The organism is Hymenobacter ruricola (assembly GCF_015694525.1).
GTDB lineage: Bacteria > Bacteroidota > Bacteroidia > Cytophagales > Hymenobacteraceae > Hymenobacter > Hymenobacter ruricola.
On record NZ_JADQDM010000005.1, the window covers coordinates 319,232 to 331,308 of the forward strand.

General features: G+C 65.6%; 7 protein-coding genes. 3 read left to right on the forward strand and 4 right to left on the reverse strand.

Annotated elements, in window-relative coordinates; all coding sequences use genetic code 11:
• Positions 1–95 precede the first annotated feature (95 nt).
• A complete protein-coding gene (locus I2H31_RS12875) occupies positions 96–6,449 on the reverse strand; it encodes an alpha-2-macroglobulin family protein (protein WP_196293439.1) in 6,354 nt (2,117 codons plus the stop codon).
• A gap of 220 nt (positions 6,450–6,669) precedes the next feature.
• Between I2H31_RS12875 and I2H31_RS12880 the strand changes: the two genes are divergently transcribed.
• The gene (locus I2H31_RS12880) at positions 6,670–7,464 is read left to right on the forward strand and encodes an outer membrane beta-barrel protein (RefSeq protein ID WP_196293440.1); all 795 of its coding nucleotides are present in this window, start codon (positions 6,670–6,672) and stop codon (positions 7,462–7,464) included.
• 85 nt (positions 7,465–7,549) lie between these two features.
• On the opposite strand, the gene I2H31_RS12885 is transcribed toward I2H31_RS12880, so the two are convergent.
• The gene (locus tag I2H31_RS12885) at positions 7,550–8,146 is read right to left on the reverse strand and encodes a DinB family protein (RefSeq protein ID WP_196293441.1); all 597 of its coding nucleotides are present in this window, start codon (positions 8,144–8,146) and stop codon (positions 7,550–7,552) included.
• Positions 8,147–8,262: 116 nt separating this feature from the next.
• On the opposite strand from I2H31_RS12885, the gene I2H31_RS12890 reads away from it, so the two are divergent.
• Positions 8,263–9,240 carry a hypothetical protein gene (locus I2H31_RS12890; protein ID WP_196293442.1) on the forward strand — a complete coding sequence of 326 codons (978 nt, stop codon included), beginning with the start codon at positions 8,263–8,265 and terminating at the stop codon, positions 9,238–9,240.
• A 148-nt stretch (positions 9,241–9,388) separates the two neighbouring features.
• Here I2H31_RS12890 and I2H31_RS12895 read toward each other — a convergent pair whose 3' ends face one another.
• Complete coding sequence (locus I2H31_RS12895; protein WP_196293443.1) at positions 9,389–10,693, reverse strand: hypothetical protein; 1,305 nt, start codon at positions 10,691–10,693, stop codon at positions 9,389–9,391.
• 232 nt (positions 10,694–10,925) lie between these two features.
• Between I2H31_RS12895 and I2H31_RS12900 the strand changes: the two genes are divergently transcribed.
• Positions 10,926–11,120, forward strand: coding sequence for a cold-shock protein (locus I2H31_RS12900; protein WP_196293444.1), 195 nt, complete (start codon positions 10,926–10,928; stop codon positions 11,118–11,120).
• 161 nt (positions 11,121–11,281) lie between these two features.
• On the opposite strand, the gene I2H31_RS12905 is transcribed toward I2H31_RS12900, so the two are convergent.
• Complete coding sequence (locus I2H31_RS12905) at positions 11,282–11,773, reverse strand: gliding motility lipoprotein GldH (RefSeq protein ID WP_196293445.1); 492 nt, start codon at positions 11,771–11,773, stop codon at positions 11,282–11,284.
• Positions 11,774–12,077 lie beyond the last annotated feature (304 nt).

Genomic DNA, 12,077 nt, shown 5'->3' on the forward strand with positions numbered 1-12,077 from the left:
TAACCAACGGAAGACAAATCTACAGGCTACCCCGTTTAAATGCAAGCCCAAAGCGGTTTTACACGCTGCAAAGACCCTTTCCGCGGCCCAAGGGCCTATTTCTCCCCCTGAACCGCCGCCGGTGCTATCCGAACGCGCACCCCGGCCGAATGCGCCCCAAACTCCGGCGCGTACAGGCACTGCACCTGGCTGAGGCCGCCCGAAAAGTCGCCCGCCTGGCTCACCCGCAGCCGGTACTCGAACACGTGCGAGCCCCGCGGCACGCGGCCCAAAAAGAAGTTGGTGGCCGCGTCGCGCGGCGACTCATAATACCCCAGCCCGTTCTGGTAGCGGTACCCGCTCGTCTGGCTGATGGGCTCCAGCCCCGCCGCCCGCTGGTCTTTCAAGTGCACGTATTCCAGCTCGCGGTCGGTGCGCAGCACGAGGCGCACCACCAGCGCATCCCCAATTCTCAGGGGCGCTGCCGGGGTGAGCTTTTCCAGCACCGGGCCGCCGCTGGTGCGGGTTTCGCGGTACAGCTCGCGCTCCAGGCTGAGCGGCGTGGCGGCGGGCGTCACCTTGTCGATGTCCTCGAAGTACTGCCAATAAAGCGCGCCCCAGGCCACGCCCGCGTCGGGCTTGGTGAGGGTGACTTTGCCCTGGGCGGGCTGAATTTCGGCGGCGGGCCAGCTGGTTTTGAAGTAGCCGGTGCCGGCCTGCGCGGCCTCGGGCCTGATGGCCTGGCCGCCCACCGCAACTTGCAGTGGCTGCGAAGGGGCCAGCCAGTCGGAGCCGCGTAGCAGCAGGGCGTAGCAGGCATCGGCGGTGGCGCGGGTGCTTTCCCAGCTGTGGGTTTGCTTCTGCTTGAGCAGCCACAGCTTCATTTCGTCCACGGCTTTCTGGTCGTGTTGAACCTCATCGAAGGCTTCGATGAGCGTGGCCTGGGTTTCGGTGGGGGCTTCGCGCCAGTAGTAGCCGCCGCGCACTTCCTTCCAGTACATGCCCAGCTCGGGCGAGTGCAGGGCGTTTTCGGCCAGTGCCCGCATGATTTCGGCGGCGGCCGGGGCCTTCGCGTCGTGGCGAAACAGGGCCAGGGCGCCCAGGGCCTGCAGATAGCGCGTCTGGGCGGGCCAGTAGTTGGCGGTCTGCTCGCGGTAGTACGCGAAGGCCGATTTTGACGCGGCGGCCTCCGCTTGCTTCGGCCAGAAGCTGCGGGCGTACAGGGCCTGGATTTGCTGGTCGCCGAGGTGGTTGTCGGCCAGCTTCACACCTTTGATTTTGCGCAGCTGAGTGTAGTCGTCGGCCAGTTCGGCGTCGAGGTAGCGCAGGGCCGGTTGCAGGATGGCCTGCGCGGTGGCGTCCTGGCTGGCATCGAAGGCGCCCAGCTTTTTCAGCTTGCCGAAGCCGGCCACGATGAGCTGGGTGATGTAGCGGTCATCCGGCATCTTCTCGAACCACGGGAAGCCGCCGCCCGGCAGCTGCATGCGCTGCAGCTTGAGCAGGGCCCGGCTGGTTTCGCCCTTCAGGCGGGTTTCATCGAACAGCTCGGTGAGGCGGGCCAGGCGGGCGTTTTCGCCCTGGGCGTCGCGCACCCAGGGCGTTTCCTGCAGCAGCAGGTTCTTGAGCTCCTGGTTCTGGGCCAGCTTGCTTTCGAGGGCATTTTTCTGGGCGGCGGTGCCGTTTTGGGCCTGGCGCGTCCACTCGGCCAGCACGGTTTTGAAGCGCGGGTTGGACCGGAGAATTTGGGCAGCCAGCAGGTTGGCGTATAGGCGGCTGAACACCTGCTCGGAGCACTCGTAGGGGTACTCCATGAGGTAGGGCAGGCTCTGCACGGCGTACCAGGCGGGGTTGGCCGTCATTTCCAGCGTGAGGCGGTAGTTGCGGCGTGTGGGGCTGCTGGTGCTGGTGAGCTTGCTCAGCTCAAACGTGCGCGTGCCGGGCCCCACGATGGGCAGCGGCAGGCTCTCGGTGAGCAAAATGCGGTTGGGGAGCACGGGCAGGGTGCTTTCCTCCCCATCGGAGTAAAAAACACCTGTCATATTGTCCGATTCCGACCCTTTTTGCTTCGATTTCGACCCTTTTTCTGCCATAATCCCCCCTCCGAGGTCCGGTTTTGGCAGTAAAAGACCCGGTTTCGACCCTTCGAGGTCCAATTTTGCTTCTCTAAGGTCCGATTTCGACCCTTTGCGCTTCGATTTCGCTCCTTTAAGGTCCGGAACCGGCTCTCCGGAGCTCGAAACCACTACCCGGTAGGTCACCGCCGCCGGTGCAAAATCACCGGGCAGGCTGATTTCCCAGCCCAGCGCGGCGCTCTGGTGCGCGGCGGCCGACACGGCTTGCTGCGCCGGGCCTTTCAGCAGCTGGGCGGTGAGGTCCTGGCCGGTGGCGGCATCCAGCAGGAACAGCTGGGCGGTGCCGCGGGTGGCGTGGTCGGTCAGGTTCGAGAACTTGGCGGCGAAGGTAAAGGTGTCGCCCTGCCGGAAAAAGCGCGGCGCGTTGGGCGTAATCTGGATTTCCTTCTGCGTGACGAGCTGCCGGGCGAGCTGGCCGCTGCGCAGGGTGCGGTCGTGGGCCAGGGCCAGCAGCTGCCAGCGCGTCACGGCCTCGGGCATCTGAAATTCGAGCACCACGTCGCCGTTTTTGTCGGTGTGCAGAGCCGGCTGCCAGAAAGCCGTTTCGCGGAAGTCGGCGCGGGCGGGTACGGCAGCGAGGTCGGGGGCGGCGGGCTTTTCGGCGGGTGGCGGAGGCGGTGGAGCCCCGACGCTACTGCCACGAAGCGTAATCTGGGTGCTCGTTCCCGGTGCAGCGTTCGCCATTGCGGCCGAAGCCCTTGGCGCGGGCGCGGCCATTGCCTTATCGGCTACTACCACTTCATTTAATTGGACCCCGCCAGCTCTCCCCCCGGATGATGAGAATTTGGGGTTCTGAATTCGACGCTCGAATAGGCGACCAAAGCCTCCTCTTTCAGCATATTCATACCCATCCCAATTATTTAACTCCGGATATTCTAATTGTTTCGGACCTTCCAGGTCTCTTACCTCGAATAGTTCATTTGAGGTAAGCTCCCCAAATCTGCCCTGCCAGCCAAGCTGCGCCGGGTAATACCCGGGGCCCAGTTCCAGTCCCATGAAGCTGTGCGGGCGGAAAATGTCCAGGCTCTGGTCATACAGCGTGGCCAGCAGCTCGGCGTCGGCGGCCTTGCCGTTGGCCTGGCGGATGGTGACGCGCCAGGTTTCCTTCTGGCCGGGCTGGAGCTTGTCGCGGAACGTGGCAATGGCCAGCCGGAGCGGCTGCGGCTTCTCCGCGACTTGCACGGTGGCGTCGTGGCGGTAGAGGCGGTTGTCGCGCACCTGCGTGGTGTGAACGTAGAGCGGGCCCAGAGCCGTAGCGGGGCCACTTTCGATGCTGAGGCGGCGCTGCTCGTTGGCGCGCAGCGTTAGCCATTCCGAGCGCAGGAGCTTGCCCTCGCGCTCCACTTCCAGCAGGATGCGGGCACCGGCTTCGCTGCTGCCCAGCAACACGCTGGCCGGCTGGCCGGGCGCCACGGTATCGGCCAGGGCCACAAACCAGTCGGGCGTCGCGAAGGGCACGGTGGCTGCCCGCGAGTCGTAGAGCGTAAAGTCGAGCCGCGCCGTATCGGTTTCGGCGGCCAGCGCTTCGAGGCGGTAGCGGCCAGTGGGCAGGGCAGCCAGCGCGGCCGGCAGGTCGAGCACGGCGCTGGCTTTGGTGTCAAAAGCCAGGGTGCGGACCAGCTCCGGCGCGGCCTCGTTTTCGGGCGTTTCGGGGGCCGGGCCGGGCACGCCGGGCGGGTTGGGGCGGAAGCGGCGGGCCAGCAGGCGCAGGGTGCCGGCGGCGGGCAGCGGCTCGCCGGTGGCGTTGGTGCTCAGCAGCGTGTAAGTGGGCAGGTGGGCTTTGTCGGCCACCTCGGGTCCCACCAGGCGCAGGCTGAGCGGGTTGCGGCCAATGGGCACGCTGCGGGTGCCGGTGCGGGTTTCGCCGGCCGCGTCGGTCACGTCGGCGGTTATTTCAAACAGGTAGCCCGGCTCCCAGCCGCGCCGCCCGCCCGGCGCTTGGGGCAACAGCGGCGGCGTGAAGGTGAGGCTGAAGCGGCCCTCGGCGTCGGTGGTGGTGCTGCCGTGGGCAATTTCCTGGGTGCCCTGGTTGCCGCCGGGCACGAAGCGGCCCCGCCCGCCGTAGCCGTAGTCGAACAGTGGCCACAGCGCGCGGCGTGTGACGCGGTAGCTCACGGTGGCGCCGTCGGTGGCCTGGCCGGCGTAGGCCCGGGCCCGGCCGCTGAGGGTGAGCGGCTGGCCCAGCTGCGGCCGGCCGGGCACCGAGTCAATGGTCACGAGGAAGGTGGGCCGCTTGTAGTCCTCCACCGCGAAGCTGAGGCTGCCGTGGTCGGTTTGCAGCTGGAACTCGCCGTTGAGCAAGCCCGCCGGCAGCACGATGGAACCGTTGAAGGAGCCGAATTCGGAGGTGGTGAAGGGCAATGTCTGCACGGTCTGGCCGTTCACGTCCACCAGCCGCACGCTCACCGACTGGCCGGTGACGAGGCTGCTTTTGGCGCGCAGCGTTTCGGTCAGGATGCCTTTGAAATACAGCGTCTGGCCGGGCCGGTAAATGGCACGGTCGGAGAAGAGAAAGGTGCGGCGCCGGGCCTGTTCGGGCTGCGGGCGGTCGGGGCGGTAGTAGCCGCCCACGTTGTTTAGGAGCAGCGTATCCTGGTCGCGCCAGAGGTGCACGCCCGTGATGCGGCTGTTGTAGTCGAGGGCATCGGCCGCGGTGTTTTCGGGCGTGAGCAGGCGGGCTTCGCCGGTAGCCGTGGTCTGCGTCACGTTGCCGGTGCGGGTCAGCCATCTGCCTTTCTTGCTGTCGTAATATTGGTACGTGCCCTGGGCCTGCACCCCGGCCAGCGCCGCGCCGCTCTGGCGCTGCAGCACCAGCAGGCGCATAGCGCCCGTGTCCGGGTCGCGCCGGTTCACCGCGCTCAACTCGCTGGCGCCCACAAAGCCGTAGCTCGTCACCGCGCCCGGCCGTTGCTCGGTTGGCTTCGCGGCCTGGTTGCTGATGATGACCAGATAATACCCAATGGGCAGCGCGGCACCCGCCGCCGCCAGCTTCTGCTCCTTGTAGTCCTGCGGGTGCGCGGGCACCGGCACGGCCCAGGTCGCGGCCGGCCTGGCACGCAGGGCCCGGGCGTAGCGCTGGGCCACGGTGCGGCTTTTCTCGTCGTATTCGCCCGATTTCTCCCACTCCTTCAGCGAAATGCGGTAGGCCCAAGCGTGCAGTTCGGTCACGTTGCGGGCCGTCAGGTCCAGCCGCCAGGGCTGGTTGGGCATGAGGATATCGGCCGCCGAAAATGCCAGCTCCGGCCGCTCAATCTGCTCGCGGAGCTGCCGGGCCCGCGCCGCGCCGCGCGACTTCGGAAACCGGGCTTCGGCCTCTTTGGCCAGGGCCAGCGCCGCCACGTTGTCGCCCGCTTCGTGCACGGCCTCGGCCCGCCGCGCCATAAACTCCGTGCTGATGGGCAACGTCTTGTACGTCTCGGCCAGGCGCGCCAGTGCCGGCTCATACTGCGCGGCCAAATCTGTGCCCTGGGTGATGCCGTGCAGGTAGTCGAGCCGTTGCAAGTCCACATCGGCCAGCGCGGCCAGGTTCTCGGGGGCCAGCTGCTGGCGCGAAGCGGTGAGGCGCTGCAACAAGTGCAGTGCGTGCAGCTGGCCGTTGAGCGAGTCGCCCTCCGGCGCGAGCAGGCGCAGGGCCGCAAACTCGGCGGCCGGGCCAAACAGCTTAGGCTCTGTAAGCTGGAACTGCTGCTCGGGCTTGGTGACGTATAGCTCCTGATTCTTCAGGCCCTCGATGGCGCGCTGGGCCAGCAAATCGTACAAAGTGGGGCGCAGGGCGCGGCCTTCGGCATCGCCGCCTACGGCCAGGTCGCCGAGGTCGGCCAGGGTGGTTTTCAGCTGCCGTTGGGGCTCGTCTTTTACCGACTGATAGTAGTGCCGCACGATGGCCGCGCCCAGCCGGCCCATGTCCCAGGTGGCCAGGCCGGTGCCGGCGTCGGTGGTCTGCTGGTCGTCGGCGGTGGGTTTGGCGCCGGCGGTGCGCTGGTAGAGGCGGTAGCGGTTCTCATTGAGGTACTGGGTGTAAAGCTCGGCCAGCAGCGAGTGCAGGATGGGCCGGGCCGGGAACTGCGCCGTCTGCACGTCCTTCTCCAGCAGGGCAATGCCCTTTTCTTCGGCGTCTTCCTCTTTTGCTTCCAGCAGCCGGATTTTGTAGAGCAGCGCCCGCACGTAAGCCGGGCTGTTGCCTTCCTTTTTGGCCTGCTGGTAGATGGACTCGACCAGCGGGACCGCCGAGGCGGTTTGGCTTTTGGCCAGCAGGGCATCTATTTTCTTCCAGCGGGCAGCGTAGGGGCCGGGGGGCGTGGGCTCGGCCGAGTCGGCGGCAAAAAAAGCGGTTAGCATAAGGCCAAAAAACAGGAGAAAACGCATAGGCAAGGGGAAACGCACCAGGGTGATTGCGCCCTTAAAGATGCCCGTCGCAATTTTATTGCACACGCCACAGACGAATTTCCGGGTCCAGTGCGTTGGCGGGCCATTCGGGCCGGCCCCGTACCTTTGTCTTTCACAGCCAGGCCAAAAGGCCGGCATTTTTCCCCTTATCCCCTTTCTTCAGTTCCCAGTTATGAAAAACTTTTTCTCTGCCCTTTTCCTCACGGCGGGCCTTGCCGGAGCCGCTGGCACCGCCCAAGCCCAGTCTTCGGTTGAGTTCGGCCCCCGGCTGGGCCTGAACGTTTCCACGGTGAAGGAGAGCGGCGCGCCCGACTCCGGCTTCAACGAGCAAATCAAGTCCATTACGGGCGTGCAGGTGGGCGCCACCCTGAACGTGGGCATCAACGAGAATTTTTCGTTCCAGCCCTCGCTCATTTATTCCAGCAAAGGCGCCGAGTACACCGGCAGCACCGACTTTCCCGGCAGCAACCCTTCCTACCACACCGCCATCAACGTCAGCGCCACGCCCAAAGTCGGCTACCTGGAACTGCCGCTGAACTTCGTGTACACCTTTGGCGGGCACGACGGCTTTCAGGTGTTTGCCGGTCCGTACGCGGCACTCGGCGTGAGCGGCAGCGGCTCGGCCAGTGCCAAAATCGACACCAACGACCCCGACCTCTTGGCCCTGGGCGTCACGGGGTCAATTCCGATTAAGCTCAAAGTAGAGTTTGGCGACAAGCAGAACGACAACGCCAACAACAACCCCGGCACCTCCGGCACGCCCACGGCCACCCTCACGGTGCGCAGCTTCGACGCCGGCCTCAACGCCGGCGTGGGCTACCGCTTCGGGCCGTTTCAGGCGCAGCTGGGCTACGGCCTGGGCCTCGTGAACTTCGCGCCTAATGACCCCGACGGCAACGACACCGGCGCCAAAAGCTACAACCGCGTGGTTCAGCTGTCGGCCAACTATTTCTTCGGCGGCAAATAACCCACTGCGGCGCTGTTGCTAAAAAGCCCGCCCCGGACTCTCCGGGGCGGGCTTTTTTGGGTCGAAAAGCGAATGCCGCGGCGCCTCAGGCCGCGTTAGCGCCGCTGGTCACGCCGTTGCCCAGCAGCACGGCCTCGGCTTGGGCAATATGCCGCTGAATGTGCACCACCATGTATTCGAGCTGGTCGGTGAGGCGGAACAAGAGCAGCGGAAAAATGGCGTTCGGAATGCGGATGGCGTTGGCGTTCACCTGCCGGGCCAGCAGCACCAGGCGCAGCAATTCATCAATCTGGCGGCTAAACACCTCGGCCACGGTGCGCGGCAGGCGGGTGCCGGTGGGCGCGTAGCGCTGGGGCGACTCGTAGGTTTTGACGCTGGCCGGCGTGCGCATGGCCTCGATAAACTTGCGCCCGAAGTAGCCCTGCTTCACGGTGGCCGCCGGCTTCGAGCCGCGGGCCTGGGCCTTGGCAATGCGCGCCGCGATGCTGGGCAAGTAGTACCCGCCCACGATGTTGAGGTGCTCCAGGCACTGGCCGGCGCTCCAGCGGCTGGGGCTGGGGCGGCGGTTCAGTTCCTCGGCGCTCAGGGGCCGGAAGCGCTGTTGCGCCACTACCCGCAATACCAGCAGGTCGTTGGTGAGTTGGTCAAAAAAGTCGGAGGTGGCGCGAACGACAGCGGGCATGGGCGCGGGAGTTAACAAGCCGTAAACATACAATTTAGCAACTGATTCCGAACAGTTTTCCCGCAGGCGGTGGCCCACAAACCCGGCAATTGGTTGCCGCTCGGTATCTTGGCTGCATGCTTCAACACCGGATTTTAGGAACTAGTGCACTTCTGAGCCTGCTGGCCCTGCCCGCCGTGCCGGCCCGCGCCCAGGCCGTGCCCAACCCCGGCGAGCGGGTGGAAAGCTTGGTCACCTTCGGCGCGCAGTCGGACAAGCAGTGGGGCGACGACGACTTCAGCCAGACCTTCTTCTTCCTCGTCCCTGAAAACCAGCGCACCCCCGTCTACATCCGGGTGTGGGACCCCGACTGCGGCGGCAAAAACGACGACCTCAAGGGCCCCGCCAACACCACCACCTCGTTCAGCCTCTACGGCGGCCCAGGCACCTTCAGCGGCCCGCAGGCGCGCGACCCGCGCCCCACCAACCCCACCCCCACCGGCCGCCTGCTCAAGAGCGTCACCTTCGGGCAAGACGCCAAGTACGACGGCAAGTGGTACACCTTTGGCCCGCTGAACCCGCTGGAAGGCGAGCAGGTCGACGAATTCAAAGGCCACGTGTTCAAGCTGGTAGCGCGCGGCCTCAGCGGCAACGACGGCAACCTGTACCGCTATTTTTTCAGCACCAGCCCCACCGAAAACGTGTCGGTGGAAGGTGGCAATGCCTTCACCTACGAGTACTGCTTCCGGCTGCCCGCCACCGCCAGCAAAACCACCGTGCACCTCTACCCTTTTGTGAACGACAAGGTGGTAAGCATCAAGCAAAGCAATTTCGACGTGGACAACGCGGCCACCCTGAATGTGTTCAGCATTGCCAAAAACGGCCAGCCCGGTGCCATGAGCGGCGACGGCGAATGGGTCAGCAGCACGCTGCCCATTGCGGAGAAAGAGCACGGCCTCAGCCTCGACTTCCGCCTCACCTCCACCAAGCCAGCCCCCAACGACATGGTGATGTATGTGACCGACCAGTACGACACGGCGCTGCCCTTCTTCGCCATTCCGCTGGGCGGCCCGCCTCGCTATCAATACGATATCAAGGTAAAGGTGCACCGGTAGAGTGCGTTTGAGGATAACCAAGAAAAGGTCATGCCGAGTGCAGCCGAAGCATCTTTACCGCAGAGAGTAAATGAATTACTTGTGCGGTAAAGATGCTTCACTGCGCTCAGCATGACGTTCTGATTTTATTTGCCTCCTGCCCTAAAAACTATTCGTCGGCTTCGCCGTCGCGGCCGGCGTTGCGGCGCGGCGCGCCGTGGTCGGCGGCTTCGTCATCACCCTGGCCGGAGCGGTTTTCCTGGCGGGCTTCCTGGCCGTAGTTCTGGGCGCGGTCTTCGCTGCGCTGCTCGCCCTGGGCGGGCGAGCCGGCCTTGCTGCCGGGCTGGCTGTCGTCGTAGGCATCGTTGTAGGAGCCGCCGCGCGAGCCCACGCCCTGGCCCGAGTCGCCGTTATTAGCCTGCGGCTGCACGTAGCCGTTGCGGTCGTCGCCGGTGCCAAAATCCGGGGTTTGGCGGGGCTGTTCGCGGCCCCGGTCGCCGTAGCCCGTGCTGCTGGCGGGACGCTCGCCGCGCTCGTCGCTGGCCGCGGGAGCATCGGCGGCGTAGGTTGGGTCGTTGGCATCGGGGCGGCCCTGCTTGTCAGAGCCGCCGGGCGTGGGCAGGTAATCTTCGGTCTGGTTGCGGTGTTCGCCGGTAGGCTGGCCAGCGTTGGTTTCAGCGGCGCCCCACAGGGAAGTGTGGCCGTAATCGGGGGCAAAGCCAGTATCGGTCGGGCTTTTGGCCGAGCCGTTGTCGACCTGCCGGGCGCTGTTGACGTCGGCGCGGTCGGGTTGGTTGCGGTTGTCGCCGTTGGGGCCTGCAAACTCGCCGCCGCGCGCGGTGCTGGCGCCCGTGGCCGGGCCGCCGGGGGCGCTGACCAGCACGGGCCCGCGCTCAAAGCCGTAGCCACTGCCGGTATCGGGGCGCTCGTCGCGGCCGTCGTACTGGCGGTAGGCGTTGTCCTGCACGCCGGGGCGGCCGGCGCCGCCGTAATACTGGTCTTCGGCCGAGTGATGGGGCTGGTATTCCACTACGCGGTTTTGGTTGCCGAAGCCGCCGTGGGTGGTGCCTGCCAGGTCCTGCGCGCCAAATTCGCCGCGGTTGGGGTCGCTGTCCTGGTTGTCGCGGCGGGCCTGGTCGCGGTAGCTGTCCTGGGTGCTGTTGCTGAAATTGCCGCCGTAGGTGTCGCCGGGCGTGAGGTCGGCGGGGTCGGCTTCTTTGTTTTCCTGCTGGGCAGGATTGGCTTCCACCGCGCCCTGGCCCGCGCCGGTTTCGGCGTCGGCCAACGACTCGCTCGACGCGGGCGCTTCGGGGCTGTCAACGTCGGGCGTGCCCGTGGTGGGCGGGCCGCCAGGGATGCCCACGCCGGCATTGGGCGCGGTGGGCCGGGCGGCCGTGTTGCCAATGGGCCCGTCGATGCGGTTGCCCGCAATGTCGTTGTCTTCGGTGTTGAGGTTGAGCGGTTCGTTTTCCATGAGGACGGGGCCAGAATTCGGTGAAGAATAAACTGCTCGTCTATACGCGCCGGTCAACCCGTTGTTTTCCGGGCGCCTTCCCCGGCCGGAGTCAATTTCAGACCGGCAAAGCGTTCGGTCCGGCAATTTTACCTTTGCGGCGCCGCGAGCCTTCCGGCGCCGCGGGCTGCCAACTCGCACCCGGCGCCGCACGTTATGCCCGGCAAGTCATTTACCCCCCATTCACCCGCTCATGCTCACCGGCACCGTTAAATTTTTCGACGACACCAAAGGCTTCGGCTTCATCGTCGCCGACGACAACCAGGAAGAAATCTTCGTCCATCAAACCGGCCTCATCCACGAAATCCAGGAAGGCGACCGGGTCCAGTTCGATATCAAAGCCGGCAAAAAAGGCCCGAACGCGGTGGAAGTCACCCGCATAGTGTAAGCCGAGAAAAGCCGAGTCGCTTGGCAAAAAAGAACGTCATGCCGAGCGCCAGCGAAGCATTTTTACTGTAGCAGTAACTCTTAATTACTATTGCGGTAAAGATGCTTCGCTGGCGCTTGGCATGACGTTCTGGCTTTTAGGCCTGCGTGCCTTCGCCCATTTTACTTCTTCGCCTCGTGCTTGGCCACGCGCACGCCCACGGCCATGAGGCCCGGCAGCTGGTCCTGGCGCATGTACTGCTCCAGGGTGAGGGTGTAGTTGCCGGCTTTGGCAAAATGCTGGTTGGGCAGGGCCAGGAGTTGAATGTCGTAGATATCGCCGGTGCCACTGCCTTTGGGCTCGCCGGTTTTGGGGTCCATCAGCAGCATTTGGTGCAGCAGCGGCTTGCCCACGGGGCCAGCCGGGCCCACCAGTGTGTGCTTCACGTACAGGTTGTAGTAGCCGTAGGCCGAGGCATGCCGCACGTTGAAATACACATCATAGCGCGCCGCCGTGTCCTGGATGGCAAACGTGAAAGCGGGCTTCTGCTGCACGTCCCAGGAGTAGTTGGCGAAGTCAATGTTCTGCTCAAACACCCGGTTGGGGTCGCAGCCCGTGAGCGCGCACAGAAGCGCGGCCACAATGGCCGCACGAAAAGCAAAGCGTTGAGTCATGCAAATAGCTGGCATTCGGTAAACAAGCAGGAATTACGAGCCGGCCGGCGTCGGCGCCGGACTGGCCGGCGCGCCGCCTTCGCCCGCCGGGCCCCGGCCGCCGCGGCGATTGCGGCCGCCCCGCCCTTCGCGACGCTCAGTGCCTCCTTCACGGCGCTCGCCGCCCTCGGCGCGGGGCTCGGTGCCTTCGCGGCGGGGCCGGGGTTCGCCGCCCTCACCCGCGGGCCGGCGGTTGCGGTTGCCGCCTTCGGGCCGGGCTTCGCCGGGGGTGCCAGGGGCAGCGCCAGTGCCATCGGGCCGGGCC

Coding starts and splice junctions, on each gene's coding strand:
- I2H31_RS12875 (WP_196293439.1), bottom strand. CDS start 6,449: ATGCTAACCGCTTTTTTTGCCGCCGACTCGGCCGAGCCCACGCCCCCC.
- I2H31_RS12880 (WP_196293440.1), top strand. CDS start 6,670: ATGAAAAACTTTTTCTCTGCCCTTTTCCTCACGGCGGGCCTTGCCGGA.
- I2H31_RS12885 (WP_196293441.1), bottom strand. CDS start 8,146: ATGCCCGCTGTCGTTCGCGCCACCTCCGACTTTTTTGACCAACTCACC.
- I2H31_RS12890 (WP_196293442.1), top strand. CDS start 8,263: ATGCTTCAACACCGGATTTTAGGAACTAGTGCACTTCTGAGCCTGCTG.
- I2H31_RS12895 (WP_196293443.1), bottom strand. CDS start 10,693: ATGGAAAACGAACCGCTCAACCTCAACACCGAAGACAACGACATTGCG.
- I2H31_RS12900 (WP_196293444.1), top strand. CDS start 10,926: ATGCTCACCGGCACCGTTAAATTTTTCGACGACACCAAAGGCTTCGGC.
- I2H31_RS12905 (WP_196293445.1), bottom strand. CDS start 11,773: ATGACTCAACGCTTTGCTTTTCGTGCGGCCATTGTGGCCGCGCTTCTG.